This is a genomic window from Micromonospora sp. CNZ322 (assembly GCF_007827755.1).
In genome coordinates this window covers 366,859-382,839 of sequence record NZ_VITD01000005.1, presented here as the reverse complement: position 1 = coordinate 382,839, position 15,981 = coordinate 366,859, and the positions used below count along the sequence as shown (strand labels likewise).

Sequence of the window (15,981 nt, the reverse complement as noted above, 5' to 3'; positions counted from 1 at the left end):
GAAATGCTCCGTCGACCGTCCTCGTCGGTCCGGCCTGCATACCGCAGGCAGCGGGTGGCGAGCCCCTCGAAAGGAACTCCAGATGAGCGCTGCTCCTGACATGTCTGCCCAGGAGATGCCGACAGTTGTGCTGATCCACGGGGCATTCGCCGGCTCGTCGAGTTGGAATGGGGTGATTGCCAACCTCAAACGTCGGGGTTACCCGGTCATTGCCGTCGCCAACCCGCTGCGCGGTGTGCAGAAGGACGCCGCTTACGTGCGGGCTCTCCTGGACAGCTTGCCCGGACCGGTTGTGATGGCCGCCCATTCCTACGGCGGGCTGGTCATGACCGAGGCCGCGGCTGGTGCCTCCAACGTCAAGGCCCTGGTGTACGTCGCCAGCGTGAGCCCGGACGTAGGCGAAAGTGTGATCGGGTTGCTCGGCAAGTACCCCGGAAGTCAGCTCGCCACCAGCATCAATATGGTGCCGATCCCCTCCGACGACGGCGGCACGACCATGGATCAGTACATCCTGCAGGACAAGTACCCCGAGGTGTTCGCCGCCGACGTCGACCCCGGCACCGCCGAAATCATGGCGGCAACGCAGCGGCCGGCCTCGGCGAGCGCCCAGGAGGAGAGCGTGACCAAGGCCGCCTGGAAGACGATCCCCTCCTGGACCCTGATCACCACCCAGGACCAGGGCATTCCGCCAGACCTGCAGCGCTTCCTGGCCGACAGGGCGGGCTCCACGGCAGTTGAGATCGCCGCTTCCCACGCGGTGGCCGTCTCGCAACCCGGCCCGGTCGCAGACCTCATCGACACCGCCGCCCGCGCCACGGCACGCTCTATGCAGATGTCCAAGAGTCGTCGGGGTTGACCAGGCTTGCCGAAGCGACGGTCCGGTTCATTCCACCGCTGTCGGTGCCGAGCAGAACCGTGCCCAAGCCGAGCGTCCGAAGCTGCGATGATGCTTCGGTGAGTCAGACAGCGGAATGGGACCGCGTGGTCGAGGGCGCCCGTGTTCATTTCATGGCCGGCCAGGACGACGAGCCGGAGACTGCCGACAACATCGATGCGCACCTGTACCTTGCTGATGGCACCCGTCGGTACGCCACGTTCATGACGACGGATGAGATCGGTCGCATCCTGCAACGTTGGGCTGTGACCGGGGAGGTTGGAGGCGGCCGATACTTCTCGTGCTCCGACCTGGTCATCATTCCGAGGCCCGGAGTCGAGGCGATGGTGGCGGCACTGGGAGAGATGATCCGATCCGGCGACGTCGACGTGATGCTCAGCAAGCTGGAGGACAGCGCGATCTAGTGCTGTGACCAACCGGGTGACACCCCGCCGGTCTACTTCGACTTGCCGTCGTCAACGCGGTGCCTGGGCCACAGCTTTCTGGGTGAGGAGATACCCCTGGGCGGGGCTGTCCGGCCCATCGGCAGGGACGCCACCCCAGAACACGGTGGTGAAGCCAGCGTCGGTGACACCTTGCTCCATCTCCTGCGGTGTCTGCCAGTAGAGGTCGAACTCGACGCCAAGATTGCTGCTGCGTCCCGCGCGTCGGACCTGACTGGTCCCGGCCTTGAAGGCGGTCACCAGATAGCCGCCCGGCCTGACGACGCGATACAGCTCGCCGAAGGCGGCTTGTCGATCGGCCGGTGCCAGGAAGATGAGGGAGTACCAGCAGACCACGCCTACCAGCGACGCGTCCTCGAAGGGCAGCTCACGCAGGTCGGCAACGTCGAATCGGTGAGCCGCATGGTCACGGCGGGCCACGCGGATCATCTCGGGTGAGAGGTCGACTCCCCAGGGCGCCAGGCCCTTGGCCGACAGGTAGGGCGCGAGGCGCCCTGTTCCGCAGCCGACGTCGCCGACGTTGGTGCCCAGCCCCGCGGCAAGCGCCAGTACGCAGAACAGGTCGAGGACGGCCCTCTCCGCGGGCATGCGATCCAGAGCGTCAGAAAGGCGTTCCGCATAGAGCTCGGCGAGGACGTCGTGCGCGGCTCGTAACTCTTCGGTCTTGGCATCCACGGGGAGGACTGTAGGAGCCCATGCCCACCCGCACCTGCCGCCGTCCGGGCGATCAGTGCGGGAAAGCGCGGGGGATGCGCGCGTCGAGAAGCTCGTCGCGGAACGCTTGGATGCGTGTGATGACCTGTCGTCTGCCGATGGTGTTCTCGACGCGGTCGAGGTAGAGGCATCGGGCCGCGGACGGCGGCGACCCGCCAGGCGGGGAGGTTGGACAGGGCACTGTGCAGGATCGTGCCGTCGAACCGGGTTGGGTTCTCCCTCGATCGGCGTGATGCCGTCGGGAAAGTGCCGGCCATCCCTTCTGCCTACGCGGCTAAGCCGCACAACCTGATTGCTGCGTGAGTGTCAGCTGTCCGAGTTCCTGGGTGCATCGGGTGAGCGCGACGTAGAGGCCGTTCCAACCGCGCGGTTCGGCGGCAATGCCCTGAGGGTCGATGAGGAGCGTCGCGTCCCATTCAAGTCCCTTGGACTGGGTTGCGGTGAGCACTGGCACATCACTCAGTACGGCTTGGAGTGTGACGATGCGCTCCGCGGGGGCGATGACGCCGACCGTGCCGCCGTGCCACCGTTGCTGCAACTGCCGCACTGCTTCGGCGGCGGCGCTGGCAAGCCCAGCCGGTGTGATGGTGAGCTCCCAGGGGGCGATGCCGGAGGAACGTACCGCTCGTGGCGGAGTGTTGTGGCTGCCAGCCTTCTTCAAGACCGGTTCGGTGAGGTCCATGACCTCGCGTGGGGTCTGGTAGCAAATGGTGAGTTCGGCGCCGGTCCAGCGGTCTCCGAAGGCAGCCCGCACCGCTTGTGCCCAGGTGGTGTGCCGGTGCGCTGCCTCGGCCTGGTCGATGTCGCCGACGGCGGTGATGGACCGACTGGGACAGCGCCGGAGAACCATCTGCCACTGCATTTCGGACAGCTCCTGCGCCTCGTCGATCACGACGTGGCCGTACACCCAACCGCGCTGGCGGCGAGCGCGGTCGGCGAGGAACTCGCCCTGTGGCTGCGGGGTGTGGACCTCGCCGAGCAGGTCGGCGAGGGCGTCGAGCAGAGGGATGTCGCTTGATGCCCATGGAGCGGGCTCGGCCGCGACGGCCGTGATCTCCTCGGAGGACAGCTGCGGCGCGAACCGGGCCAGCAGGGTGCGGTCGGTCAGGAAATCACCCAGCAGGGTTTCGGGGTCGAGGGTGGGCCACCATGCCTCGATGAACCGGGCGATGGTGGCGTTCTCGGCGATACGACAACGAAGCTGCTCGACTTCCTCCTCGGAGAGCAAGCCGTCGATGTCGCTGCCGGTGGACGTCCGGGTGGCGGAGTGGTCATGCTCCATGCCCTTGTCGACGCGGGCGAGGATGTCCTCGAAGCCTTCCTCCATCTCCTCCATCAGCGCCTCGCGCTGCTCGGCGACGACATCGGCCAGGAGGTGGTGCAACTGCTCGGCGAACGCCGCGCGGGCCCGGTGGTACGGGCGCCCCTGCACCGCCGAGGCGAGCGCCTGCGCCACAGTTGCGGCTGGAATGACGTAGAACTCGCCCTCCCAACGCAGCTTCAGCTCGCGCGGTCGGGGGAGCAGTGACGCGACGTAGCTTTCGAGCGTGGGCTGCCAGAGGGCACGGCCCTTGATTTCGGCCAGAAGCCGGCTCTCGTCGCGGCCCACCGCAACGTCGGCCAGCAGGGTGTCGCAGGTCGCCGAGACGACGGCTGTCTCACCGAGCGCCGGGAGCACCTGGGCGATGTACTGGAGGAACCGCGGCGAGGGGCCGAGGACCAGGACCGCCTGGTCGGCCATCTTTCGGTGGGTGAACAGCAGGTACGCGACGCGGTGCAGGGCAACCACTGTCTTGCCCGTGCCCGGACCGCCCTGGACGATCAGCGGGCCGGTCGCCTCAGCCCGGATGATGTCGTCCTGTTCGCGTTGCAGGGTGGAGATCGCCGTCGACATGTGACCGGTGCGCCGCTGGTCGAGGGCGGCCAGTAGAGCGCCTTCGCCAACGAGGTCCGCCGTTGTGCTCCCGTCCAGGGGCTCGTCGTCCACGCCGACGACGGCCGATCCCGTCGTGCGGATGTGCCGGCGCCGCGCCTGACCCTGTGGGTCGACAGCCGTCGCGGTGTAGAAGGGCCGAGCTGCGGGAGCGCGCCAGTCCACCAGCAGTGGCTCAGCGCCCTCGCCGTCGTTACGGAGACCGACACGGCCCACGTGGCGCACGGTGCCATCAAGGCCGTCGAGGCGGCCGAAGACGAGACCGTCCTCTGCTCGCCGTAGCTCGTCGTACTGCTGGCGGAGCATGCGCTGCCGGGCCCGCTCCAACGCGTCCAGGGGCTCTGACGAAAGCTCGACCTGCAGGTGATCGGCCAGCCTGTCGCGCCGGGCCGTGGCCAAGTCCAGAAACGCCTGTTCCTCGGCGACCGCGGATCGACGAGCGGCATCCTCTGCGATAGAGGTCGGCAGTTGGCCGTCAGGTGCTACTTCGTCGACGCCAGCGGTGCCGTTGCTTAGGGCAGACTTCCGGTGCATTCGCAAATCCTTGTATCGGGGTAACCCTCGGCCCGGATGAGCCGCAGCGCATTCGGCGGCAAGCATAGAGTTGGTTTCCCTCACCGGCCAGGAAATCAGCCGGCAGAGATCGGCATCTCAATGCCTTGCGGTTCCGGGGTTGCTTGTGGCCTCATCAATCCCATTTTCTTATTGACAGTCCAGTCTTCATCTGTTCTGCGGGAGGCGTTCCGAGCAGTACGGGTGCTCTTCGGCCTGCGGGCCTGGGTGCGGCAAGATGGCGGCGTGTCGATGGAACGCGTTGAAGCTCCGGCCAGGCTGTTGACCTGGCTCGCAGACCGTCCTGTTCGGGAGGCGACCACCGGCTACGACGCCGCTGGTTGGCAATCGTCGACCTGGGTTCTTCATTCGATGTACGAGAACCCCAGCCTTGCGGGTCTGGGCACTCACGACGAGCTGCGTCGCCACCGGCTCGAATCTGGCGACCTCGCGCCGGAGATCATCGGAGGCATAAACCTCGACGAGGGCACCGCCGACAGCGGTATTCCCTTGGGCTTCGTTGTCCGACCGGGTAGTCCTTGGCGACGGGCGCTCTGGTCGCAACATCTGACCGAGGGGCAGGCATCGGATGGGAGTTACCCGCCATGCCACCGCTGGTTCCCACACCGCAGTTGGCCCGTCGCCGTCCAGCCACCGCCTGAAGGGTCCCTCGACGAGGAGAGCCTGGATGCCCTACTGGACACCCTGAGCCGTTGGTCGGTCGATGGCCCCGGGACCAACTGCGTCGCCTTCTACGCGTCCTTGCCGGCCGGCAACTTCGACAATCCTCACGTCTGGCGGGGACCGTTGTCCGCAGTCCCCGAACTGCTCGAAGAACGTGGGGGCCCCTACCCGTTCTCGCCGACGAATCTGTGGCCCACGGACCGGTCCTGGTTCATCTGGACGGACTTCGACCTACTCGGCACCAAGGTCAGCGGGTCCGAGCAACTGGTCGAGGCGATCAAGAGCCACCCCGCTCTCGAGACGGTGGAGTGGCCCGCTCAACCGCGCTGAGGCGACCTACGGCAGACGTTGGTCGAGGTCGCGCGGCGCGAGGACGATCACCGCGTCGGCGAGGGCTGCCCCGCCTGGTCAGCTCAACGTGAAGGACGCGTCGTCGACGTCGAAGGCGGTGGCGCCGTTGCCGGCCGTCTCGCTGGCGAGGAAGCTGACCGTCGCGGTGCGTTCGGTAGTGGCGGTTCCGCTCGACATGACGTACTGCCGCCACTCCGCCCCGCCGTCGAAGGCCAGGGAGAACCTCGTCTTCGGGGGAATCCCGGTGACCGCCAGCCCGACGTTCAGGTAGTCGCCGCGGCTGGTCTCCGTGGTGGTGGTCCGCACCCAGAAACGGACCGTCAGGTCGCAGTTGGCCGGAACGGTGACGGTGGTGCGCAGCAGGTCGGCACGTGTCACGTCCAGCCCGGCGAAGGTGGCGTACGCGCGGCCGGTGTGTGCGGGCCGGGTCGCGTCGCCGAGCACGACGATGCGGGGGCCGGCCGTCCAGCCGGTGGTGCCGCGCTCGAACCCCGGGTTCGGGTGGATCTGCCCGGTGCAGGGCGGGTCCACCGCTGGCTGGCCGTGGGATGCGCCGCCCGTGGCCAGGAGCAGCAGGGCCGCGACCGAGACGGTGGTGACGAACGCCTTCATCGGTTCTCCCCGCGTCAATACATTCGAGATGGTCGATGTGTATCGACCATGCGCGATGGACGTGGGCGAGTCAAGCCCTTCCCGCCGTCGGCTCCGCGTGGGCGGCGGCTGGCCGCAACATGCTGGCGCTACCGCCTGCGGCGGGCGTCGGCCTCGGTGTCGAGCAGGTCGTTGAGCGTCAGCGCTGAGTTGATCAATGAGAGGTGGCTGAACGCCTGGGGATAGTTGCCGATCTGCTCCCCGGTCGAGGCGATCTCCTCGGCGTAGAGGCCGAGGTGGTTGCTGAAGGTGAACATCTTCTCGAACGTGAGTCGGGCGTCGTCGAGGCGGCCCGAACGGGCCAGCGCCTCGACGTACCAGAAGGTGCACATGTTGAAGGTGCCCTCATGGCCCGGGAGGCCGTCGGGGGAGTGGACCGGATCGTACCGGTGGACCAGGCTGTCGGAGACCAGCTCACGCTCGATCGCCTGCAAGGTGGACTGCCACAGTGGGTCGCTCGGCGTGACGAAACCGACCGACGGCATGGCGAGCAGCGCCGCGTCCAGCACTTTCTCGTCGTACGCCTGCACGAAGGTGCCGCGGGCCCGGTCGTATCCGCGCTCCATGACCTGGTTGTAGATGCGATTGCGCTGTTCGGTCCAGCAGGTCATGTCCCCTGGGCGGCCGGTGCGGGTGGCCAGCCGGATGGCCCGGTCCAGCGCGACCCAGGACATCACCCGACCGAAGGTGTAGTTGCGGGGGTGGTGGCGACTTTCCCAGATGCCGGCATCGGGTTGGTCCCAGTTGTGGCAGAGCCAGTCGACCAGCCGGACGGTGCTCTTCCACACCTGGTGCGAGACGCGGATGCCCTGCTCGTCGGCGAGGTGCATGGCGTAGAGGGCCTCGCCGTGGATGTCGAGCTGGAGCTGGTCGGCGGCGCCGTTGCCGATCCGCACCGGCCGGGAGCCTCGGTAGCCCTCCAGATGGTCCAGCACCTCCTCGTGCAGGTCGGAGGAGCCGTCCACCCGGTACATGATCTTCAGCGGGTCCTGGTGGTCGCCGGCCTCGCGGATTCGCTCGTCCAGCCAGTTCATGTACTGGCTGACCTCCTCGGTGAAGCCGAGGCCGAGCAGCGCGTGCACCGAGAACGACGTGTCGCGTACCCAGGTGTAGCGGTAGTCCCAGTTGCGGGTTCCGCCGACCAGCTCGGGCAGCGCGGTGGTGGGTGCGGCGATCATCGCGCCGGTCGGCGCGTACGTCATGAGTTTGAGCGTGATGGCCGAGCGCTCGACCATCTCCCGCCAGCGGCCGGTGTAGCGGGAACGTTCGAGCCAGCGCCGCCAGTAGTCCCGGGTCCACTCGAACATGCCCTGGATCTCTTCCGGCGAGAAGATGCGCGGTTCGGCGCCGCCCGTCTCCAGGACCACCCCGCCGGTGTCGCCCTCGTTCAGCGTGCCGTACGCGACCAGGTCGCCGCCCTCAAGGTGGACGTCACCCTGTTCGGAGATCAACCGCCGCACGGGGTCGACCGGGTTGAACGTCAGCGTCGCCGACCGGCTGCGGAAGACGTAACCGTTGTGGTGGCGCTCAAGCTGATGCTCTTCGCGGGCGTAGTCGAACCGCGGCCGGCACTCCACCCGGAAGCGCATGCTGCCGCGGACCATGGTGACGGTGCGGACCAGCCGATGCGCGTCGGTGGCCCGCTCGCCGGTGACCGGCATGAAGTCCGTCACCTCGGCCACCCCGTCGGCGCTGATGAACCGGGTGATCAGGATGGGTGTGCCGGGCAGGTAGAGCTGCTTGGTCACGTACCGCACGTCGTGCGGCGCGATCTGGAAGTAGCCGCCCTTCTCCTTGTCGAGCAGCGCGGCGAAGATGCTCGGCGAGTCGAACCGCGGCGCGCAGAACCAGTCGACCGTCCCGTCGCACGTCACCAGCGCGGCGGTCTGCAGGTCGCCGATGAGCCCGTGATCCTCGATCGCCGGATAGCTGTCCACGTCTCTCCCCGGTTCGGCTGCGTCCTGCGCACCGAACCTAGGGGAGGAATTGTCGTCTTAGGTGAGATTCACGTTCCGCCACCCTGTCGCGTGGCACAACCTGCACCGACCATCCGGCAGGCCCCGTCTCGTCTACCCGATCTGACCGGGCACGAGGAGCACGGCTGACGGTAAACCGTCTCCGGGCTCTGCGAAGATCATCGGTGCGGGCAACCTCGCCTCAGGGTGTTCCTGCTTGTCGCGTACCACTCGCACCGGAAGAGGGGGCAGTTGTGGCCAGGAACAAGCCGCCGTTTGCGATGAGGGCGATGCTCAGGCTGGAACGTGGCACCGCCAATGCCGCCGCCACTCTGCGCCGATACGCTCCGCTCGCCGACGAGCTCGGCGCCGACGGGATGGACGTCGACGTCGAACGCGCGGACGTGCTGCTGTCGGGCCGCCTCGTCGCCGTCAGCGAGGAACGCGCCATGCACGCCATGGCGCGCCCGCTGCTGCACCGCTTCGGGTGGCGCGAGCGGGACTTCGTCTACTCGTCGAACGTCCGCTACGCCGAAACCCTGGAACCCCCGTCCGGTCCGCCGGCCACCCGTCTGGTGATCAACCGGGCCAATCAGGAGCTGGGCTGGGAGGGTGCGACCCACGGCACCGGCCGAACCCCCGACCGGACCATGGAGATCGGGCCGCCCGAGGCCGAGTTCGTCGCCCGGCTCTTCGTCACTGTCGCGGCGACCACGATCGCCGGGACGGTGGAGGCGCTGGAGCCGTGGCTGGCCCGCGTCGAGCCCGCCGCGGTGGGCGTCGACCCGGGCCGCGCGGCCCTGTTGTTCCTCGCCCGCGCCGACCTTGGGACCGAGGCGGAGAGGCTCGGCCTGGGCCCGGTCGAGACCGGCCGCATCGAGGCGGATGCCGACCACGTCATCGAGACCGCGACGGCCGGCGACGGCACGACCCTCTGGCTGCGCCGCGGTACCGACCCGGTCTCCCGGCACTGGCCCGGCATCATCGAGATCCGAGAGATGGTGATCGACGACTCCTACCCGGACTAGACGGGAACGCTCGCCGCGCGGGCCCCCCGCCGGGCCCGGGCGTCAGTGCAGCGGGCGGCAGGAGGAACGGATGACCAGCTCGGTGGGGAGCCGGATGTGGGTGTCGCGTTCGACGCCGGCGATCAGGTCGACCAGCAGGCGCAACGCCTCGGCGCCCATCCGTTGCAGCGGCTGCATGATGGTCGTCAACGGCGGGCTGACAAGCGCCGACTCCGGTACGTTGTCGAACCCGATCACCGACAGGTCGTCGGGCACCGACAGGCCCATGTCGCGGGCCACGGTCATCGTGGAGATCGCGGAGAGGTCGTTACCCGCGAAGATCGCGCTCGGCCGGTCGGTGAGGGCGAGCAGCTCCGCGGCCGTGCCGGCGGCGCTCTCGATCCGGAACCCGCCGACGCGGACGAGGCGTTCGTCCACCGGCACGCCAGCCTCGGCCATGGCACTGCGGAAGCCGGCCTCGCGCAGCTGCGCCGACTTCAGGTCGGTGCGTCCACTGATGTGCCCGATCCGCGTGTGGCCGAGGGACAGCAGGTAGTTGGTCGCCAGCACGGCGCCGGCGAAGTTGTCCGAATCGACGGTGGGCAGGTCGGACGGCCCGGTGTGTGGGTCGACGGCCACGACGTGGAAGCTGTGCTCGGTCTCGACCACGGTCGGCGTGACGATCACGGCGCCGTCGATGAGAGTGCCGGAGAGTCGGGCCAGCGAGCGCCGCTCCCACCCCACGGCGGCGCCCTCGCCGTCCCCGCTGGAGTAGGCCAGCAGCTGGTATCCGCTCCCGGCGACCTCCTGCGACGCCCCTTTGAGCAGCTCGGTCGAGAACGGCTCGAACTCGGCGACCAGGATGCCGAGCACGTTGGTGCGGTGGCTGCGCAGGCTCTGCGCCCCCAGGCTCGCCTCGTAGCCGAGCTCGTGGATGACCTGCTGGACGCGCTCCACGGTCGCCTGGGCCACGCCGTAGCGGCCGTTGACGACCTTCGACACGGTCGCGACCGAGACGCCGGCAGTACGTGCCACATCCGACATCTTGACGCGCTGCTGAAACACCACGTCGATGATGATAGGGCCCCGCCGGGGGCGCGTCGTCAGCGACTCGAAAACGTTATCGATACCGATTGACATCAAGTTACATGACTGTAAAACTTCGCCGCAGGCCGAGTACCGCGACTGACTAGTCGAGGAGACATCGATGGCAACGAAGCGGCGTGCGAGTGCCGTTCTGGCACTGTTAATGACAAGTGTTGTCGTCCTCGCCGGGTGTTCCGGCGGCGGCGAAGAGGCAGCCCCTCAGAGCGAGCTGTACAAAGACCCGGTAACCCTGAGCTGGTGGCACAACGCCTCACAGGACGGGCCCGGCAAGACCTACTGGGAGAAGGTCGCCAAGGACTTCTCCGCACTCCACCCCACCGTCAAGATCGAGATCGAGGCGATCGAGACGAACCAGCTCCAGCGCACCCGGCTCCCTGCCGCGCTGCTGAGCAGCGACCCGCCGGACATCTTCCAGGCCTGGGGCGGCGGCGAGATGACCGAGCAGGTGGAGGCCGACTACCTCAAGGAGATCACCGACCAGACCAAGACCGAGGTCGGCGACATCGGCAGCGCCGCGGAGATCTGGCAGGTCAAGGGCAAGCAGTACGGCCTGCCGTTCCGGATGGGCATCGAGGGCGTCTGGTACAACAAGGAGATGTTCGCCAAGGCGGGCATCGCGGCTCCGCCGGCCACCTTCGAGGAGCTCAACACCGCGGTCACCAAGCTCAAGGCGATCAACGTCATTCCGATCGCCGTGGGTGCCGGTGACAAGTGGCCGGCCGCGCACTGGTGGTACAACATGGCGCTGCGCGCCTGCTCGGTCGACGCCCTCAAGAAGGCCTCCGCGGAGAAGAACTTCGACGATCCGTGCTTCGTGAAGGCCGGCCAGGACCTGAAGGCGTTCATCGACACCAAGCCGTTCCAGCCCAACTTCATCGCCACGCCGGGCCAGAACGACCCGACCAGCGCCAATGGCATGCTCGCCAACGGCAAGGCCGCGATGGAGCTCATGGGTGACTGGAACCGCGGCACGCTGGACACCGTCACCACGGACAAGGCGAAGCTCGCGTCGTTCCTCGGCTGGTTCCCGGTGCCGGCGATCTCCGGTTCCCCGGGTGACCCGAAGGCGGCTCTCGGCGGTGGCGACGGGTTCTCCTGCGCCAAGAACGCCCCGGCGGAGTGCGTCGAGTTCCTCAAGTACATCGTGAGCCCCGAGGTGCAGAAGGGCTACGCCGAGACCGGCACCGGCCTGCCTGTCGCCAAGGGCGCGGCGGATGCCGTGAAGGACCCCGCGTTGAAGTCCATCCTGGAGGCCACCTCCGGGGCGAGCTACGTCCAGCTCTGGCTGGACACGGCTTACGGCAGCACCGTCGGCAACGCGATGAACGACGCGATCGTCGCCATCTTCGCCGGCAACGGGACGCCTGAGAAGGTCGTCTCGGCAATGAAGGCGGCCGCAAGCAAGTGACCTCCGCCAACCAGATCCGTATGCCCGCCGGCGGCGCTTCCGCGTCGCCGGCGGGCCCCCACAGGGCCGGGCGCGACTCCGCCCGCCGAGCCGACAACCGCCGCAAGTGGTACGAGATCATCGGGCTCACCACGCCGGCCGTTCTGATCTACGTGATGTTCGTGCTGGTGCCGATGGGCTTCGCGGTCTACTACAGCCTGTTCCGGTGGCGCGGGGTCGGCCCTCCCACCGAGTTCGTCGGTCTGCGGAACTACACCCTCGCCTTCCAGGATCCGATCTTCCTCGACGCGTTGCGCAACAACGCGATCATCGTGTTCGGGTCGCTGCTGATCCAGGGCCCGATCGCCCTGGGCGTCGCCCTGCTGCTCAACCGTCGCTTCCGTGGGCGGGCGGTGTTCCGCCTGCTGGTGTTCGTGCCGTACGTGCTGGCCGAGGTCACCGTCGGCATCATGTGGAAGCTGCTGCTGACCGGCGACGGCACTGTCGACGCGCTGATGCGGTCGCTGGGCATGGGCGGCCTGGTGCAGGCCTGGCTGGCGGACCTGGACGTGGTCATCTGGACCCTGCTGGCCATCCTCACCTGGAAATACGTCGGCTTCGCCATCATCCTGCTCCTCGCCGGGCTGTCCAATGTGCCCGATGAGCTGACCGAGGCGGCGGCCATCGACGGCGCGAGCTGGTGGCAGATCCAACGGCACGTCACGATCCCGCTGCTCGGCCCGACGATCCGGATCTGGATGTTCCTGTCCATGATCGGCTCGCTGCAGATCTTCGACATGATCTGGGTGACCTCGGTGCCCGCGGTGCGGTCCCTTGGCGCATCGGCCACCATGGCCACATACATGGTGGACAACGGGTTCTTCGCCCGGCTGTGGGGCTACGGCAACGCTGTGGCGGTCATCCTGTTCGTCATCTCCTTCGTGGCGGCGCTGCTGTTCCAGCGGTTCCTGCTTCGCCGCGACATCGAGGGCGCCATCACCGGAAGGGCGAAGTGACGATGGCCGTGAACTCGGTTCTCCCCCCGTCCACCGGACGCCGTCAGGTTTCCTGGGGCACACCTCTCACCTACGCGCTCGCCCTCGCGATCGCCGCGGTGTCGATCGCCCCGGTCATCTACGTGGTCATCGGCGGTTTCCGCACCACCCCGCAGATCGTCGCGGACCCGGCCGGCCTGCCCGACCCGTTCGTCTGGGACAACTACGCCAGGGTGCTGACCCAGAGCAACTTCTGGCAACAGGCGTTCAACAGTGCGGTCATCGCCCTGGGAACCACGCTGGCCGTGGTCGTGCTCGGACTGGCCGCCGCGTTCGTGCTCGCCCGCTACCGCTTCCGCGGGCGGGAAGGGCTCTACACCTTCTTCACCCTCGGTCTGCTGTTTCCGGCCGGGGCGGCGATCCTGCCGCTCTACCTCATGCTGCGTGACCTGAACCTGATCAACTCCTACTACGCGGTGATCCTGCCGCAGGTCGCCTTCTCACTGCCACTGACGATCGTGATCCTGCGTCCCTTCCTCTCGGCCATCCCGAGAGAGTTGGAGGACGCCGCCGCCATCGATGGTGCGAGTCGGCTCGGCTTCCTCTGGCGCGTCGCGATGCCGCTGTCGCGGCCCGCGCTCGTCACCGTTGGCGTCCTGGCGTTCGTGGCGAGCTGGAACTCGTTCCTGCTGCCGCTGCTCGTCCTCAGTGACGTCAACCTGCACACCCTGCCGCTGGGTGTGCAGAACTTCTCCAGCCAGTACACCACCGACACGGCAGGCGTACTCGCCTTCACCTCGCTGGCGATGCTGCCGGCACTGCTCTTCTTCACGCTCGCGGAGAAGCAGATCGTCGGTGGCCTGCAGGGCGCGGTCAAGGGCTGAGCGGCAGCGGTACGAGCACAACCACAGGAAGGCACAGCATGACTGAGGTCCACGCGGTGGTGGGCGGGCCGGTGCCGGCTCAGGCCGGTCCGGTGCACGGACGACCGGACGGGCATGACGGCGAGGCCCGCGTACGCGATCTCCTCGGCCGGATGACGATCGAGGAGAAGATCGCCCAGCTCGTCGGCTTCTGGGAGAAGTCCGACGGCGAGGCGGTCGCACCGTTGCAGGGGGAGTTCGGCGACGCCTTCAAGCTCGAAGACTTCTCCCGGCACGGGCTCGGTCACCTCACCCGCGCCTACGGCACCCGCCCGTTGGACGCGGCGCAACGCGCGTCCTGGTTGTGGAAGTTCCAGCGGGACCTGGTCACCGGCACCCGGCTCGGCATCCCGGCGATCGTCCACGAGGAGTGCCTCACCGGGCTGTCCGCGTGGAAGGCGGCCACGTTCCCCACCCCGCTGGCCTGGGGTGCCGCGTTCGACCCCGAACTGGTCACCGAGATGGCCGCGGCGATCGGCGCCTCGATGCGGGCCCTGGGCGTGCACCAGGGGCTCTCTCCGGTGCTCGACGTGATCCGTGACCCCCGCTGGGGTCGGGTCGACGAGTGCATCGCCGAAGATCCGTACCTGGTCGGCACCATCGGCACCTCGTACGTGCGCGGTCTGCAGTCGCAGGGGGTGCACGCCACCCTCAAGCACTTCGCCGGCTACTCCGCCTCGCGCGCCGGGCGCAACTTCGCCCCGGTGCACGTCGGCCGCCGGGAACTGGCCGACGTGCTGCTCCTCCCGTTCGAGATGGCAATCATCGACGGGGACGCCCGCAGCGTCATGCACTCGTACACCGAGATCGACGGGGTGCCGGTCGCCGCCGACCCGACGATGCTGACCGGCATCCTGCGGGACCAGTGGGGCTTCGACGGCACTGTGGTGGCCGACTACTACGGGGTCGCGTTCCTGAACCTGCTGCACCACGTGGCGAGCGATCACGCGGACGCGGCCGGGCAGGCGTTGACCGCCGGTCTCGACGTCGAACTGCCGACCGGCGACGCCTATCTGACCCTGGGGGAATCGGTGCGGGCGGGCAAGCTCGACGAGGCGCTGATCGACCGCGCGGTGCTGCGGGTGCTGCGCCAGAAGCAGGACCTGGGGCTACTCGACGCGACATTCACCGACGAGCCGCCCCAGGCGATCGACCTCGACTCGCCCGAACACCGGTCGATCGCCCGCCGGCTCGCCGAGGAATCGATCGTGCTGGTCGCCAACCGGGACGCGCTGCCGCTGCCCGCCGGGCGACGGGTGGCCCTCATCGGCCCGAACGCCGACCGGCAGAGCGCGCTCTTCGGGTGCTACTCGTTCCTCAACCACGTGCTCGTCCAGCACCCCGGGGTGGAGACCGGCATCGAGGTGCCGACAGTGCTCGACGCCGTGCGGGCCGAGCTCGGCCGCGATCTCGTCACCTGGGCACGCGGCTGCGACGTGGACAACGACGACCGATCCGGCTTCGACGAGGCCGTCGCCACGGCCTCCGGCGCGGACGTGGCCGTCCTGGTCGTCGGCGACCACGCCGGCCTCTTCGGACGTGGCACGGTCGGCGAAGGCTGCGACCGGGACGACCTGGAACTGCCCGGCGTCCAGCGCGAACTGGTCGAGGCGGTGTTGGAAACCGGCACACCGGTCGTCCTCGTGCTGGTCACCGGCCGGCCGTACGCGGTCGACTGGGCGCTCTCGCGCTGCGCGGCGGTGGTGCAGGCGTTCTTCCCCGGCGAGGAGGGCGCCGGGGCGATCGCGGGGGTGCTCTCCGGGCGGGTCAACCCGTCGGGCCGGCTGCCGGTCAGCCTGCCCCGGTCGGCCGGCGCGCAGCCGTACTCCTACCTGCACCCCACCCTCGGTGCGGGCAACGAGGTGACCAACCTGCCGGCGACGCCCGTGGCGCCGTTCGGCCACGGCCTGTCCTACACGACATTCGCGTACAGCGAACTCACCGTGCCCGGCACGGCGCCCACCAGCGGGGCGGTAGGGGTGACCGTGCGGGTGACGAACACCGGCGCGGTCGCCGGCGACGACGTGGTTCAGCTCTACGGTCGCGACGTGGTCGCCTCGGTGACCCGGCCGGTGGCGCAGCTGCTCGGCTACCGGCGAGTCCATCTGGAACCGGGCCAGTCCGTCACGGTCGAGCTGACGGTGCCCACCACCCGTCTGGCCTTCTCCGACCGCACGTTCACCCGCGTGGTGGAGCCCGGCGACGTCGAGCTGTGGGTCGGCACCAGCGCGCGGCGGGACGCCCAGGCGGTGACCACGCTGGTCGGTGACACCGTCCTGGTCACCACCACCTCCCCACGCTGGACCACCACCGAGGTGCGCTGAGAGCCGGTCCGCCGACTGTCCCCAGCGGACGGTCGACGGACCGGCCCCACTCGCGCGCCG

The 15,981-nt window shown here is 68.4% G+C and carries 13 protein-coding genes; 8 read left to right on the top strand and 5 right to left on the bottom strand.

The window, feature by feature from the left end; all coding sequences use genetic code 11:
• The first annotated feature begins 82 nt into the window (after positions 1 to 82).
• Positions 83 to 856 carry an alpha/beta hydrolase gene (locus FB453_RS15645; RefSeq protein WP_486480281.1) on the top strand — a complete coding sequence of 258 codons (774 nt, stop codon included), beginning with the start codon at positions 83 to 85 and terminating at the stop codon, positions 854 to 856.
• Entirely contained in the window at positions 853 to 1,299 is a 447-nt protein-coding gene (locus FB453_RS15640) for a hypothetical protein (RefSeq protein ID WP_145790929.1), read from the top strand. The genes FB453_RS15645 and FB453_RS15640 overlap by 4 nt, the downstream gene beginning before the upstream one ends.
• Before the next feature lie 51 nt (positions 1,300 to 1,350).
• Here FB453_RS15640 and FB453_RS15635 read toward each other — a convergent pair whose 3' ends face one another.
• Together FB453_RS15635 and FB453_RS15630 are read right to left on the bottom strand one after the other, a co-directional pair.
• Entirely contained in the window at positions 1,351 to 2,013 is a 663-nt protein-coding gene (locus FB453_RS15635; protein ID WP_145790926.1) for a class I SAM-dependent methyltransferase, read from the bottom strand.
• A gap of 313 nt (positions 2,014 to 2,326) precedes the next feature.
• A complete protein-coding gene (locus FB453_RS15630; RefSeq protein ID WP_145790924.1) occupies positions 2,327 to 4,519 on the bottom strand; it encodes a UvrD-helicase domain-containing protein in 2,193 nt (730 codons plus the stop codon).
• Positions 4,520 to 4,741: 222 nt separating this feature from the next.
• On the opposite strand from FB453_RS15630, the gene FB453_RS15625 reads away from it, so the two are divergent.
• Positions 4,742 to 5,551: a hypothetical protein gene (locus FB453_RS15625; protein ID WP_145790922.1), complete on the top strand. Its 810-nt coding sequence runs from the start codon at positions 4,742 to 4,744 to the stop codon at positions 5,549 to 5,551.
• A gap of 78 nt (positions 5,552 to 5,629) precedes the next feature.
• On the opposite strand, the gene FB453_RS15620 is transcribed toward FB453_RS15625, so the two are convergent.
• Entirely contained in the window at positions 5,630 to 6,184 is a 555-nt protein-coding gene (locus FB453_RS15620; RefSeq protein WP_145790920.1) for a DUF4175 domain-containing protein, read from the bottom strand.
• Between the two features lie 128 nt (positions 6,185 to 6,312).
• Positions 6,313 to 8,160, bottom strand: a complete 1,848-nt coding sequence (locus FB453_RS15615; RefSeq protein ID WP_145790918.1) for a glycoside hydrolase family 15 protein — start codon at positions 8,158 to 8,160, stop codon at positions 6,313 to 6,315.
• A gap of 272 nt (positions 8,161 to 8,432) precedes the next feature.
• Here FB453_RS15615 and FB453_RS15610 point away from each other — a divergent pair, with 272 nt between their 5' ends.
• The gene (locus FB453_RS15610) at positions 8,433 to 9,206 is read left to right on the top strand and encodes a hypothetical protein (protein ID WP_145790915.1); all 774 of its coding nucleotides are present in this window, start codon (positions 8,433 to 8,435) and stop codon (positions 9,204 to 9,206) included.
• A gap of 42 nt (positions 9,207 to 9,248) precedes the next feature.
• Here the strand turns inward: FB453_RS15610 and FB453_RS15605 are convergent, their stop codons facing one another.
• Positions 9,249 to 10,253: a LacI family DNA-binding transcriptional regulator gene (locus FB453_RS15605; protein ID WP_145790913.1), complete on the bottom strand. Its 1,005-nt coding sequence runs from the start codon at positions 10,251 to 10,253 to the stop codon at positions 9,249 to 9,251.
• Between the two features lie 139 nt (positions 10,254 to 10,392).
• Here FB453_RS15605 and FB453_RS15600 point away from each other — a divergent pair, with 139 nt between their 5' ends.
• Genes FB453_RS15600 through FB453_RS15585 form a run of 4 tightly spaced genes read left to right on the top strand, consistent with a single transcriptional unit; the run spans position 10,393 to position 15,921 of the window.
• A complete protein-coding gene (locus FB453_RS15600; RefSeq protein ID WP_145790910.1) occupies positions 10,393 to 11,700 on the top strand; it encodes an extracellular solute-binding protein in 1,308 nt (435 codons plus the stop codon).
• Positions 11,697 to 12,695 (top strand): carbohydrate ABC transporter permease, encoded by a 999-nt coding sequence (locus FB453_RS15595; protein ID WP_112584411.1) that lies wholly within the window; start codon positions 11,697 to 11,699, stop codon positions 12,693 to 12,695. Before FB453_RS15600 ends, FB453_RS15595 begins: the two co-directional genes overlap by 4 nt.
• A 2-nt stretch (positions 12,696 to 12,697) precedes the next feature.
• Positions 12,698 to 13,558 carry a carbohydrate ABC transporter permease gene (locus FB453_RS15590; protein WP_181518555.1) on the top strand — a complete coding sequence of 287 codons (861 nt, stop codon included), beginning with the start codon at positions 12,698 to 12,700 and terminating at the stop codon, positions 13,556 to 13,558.
• A gap of 38 nt (positions 13,559 to 13,596) precedes the next feature.
• On the top strand, positions 13,597 to 15,921 hold the full coding sequence (locus FB453_RS15585; protein WP_145790908.1) for a beta-xylosidase/alpha-l-arabinosidase: 2,325 nt from the start codon (positions 13,597 to 13,599) through the stop codon (positions 15,919 to 15,921).
• The last annotated feature ends 60 nt before the right edge of the window (positions 15,922 to 15,981 follow it).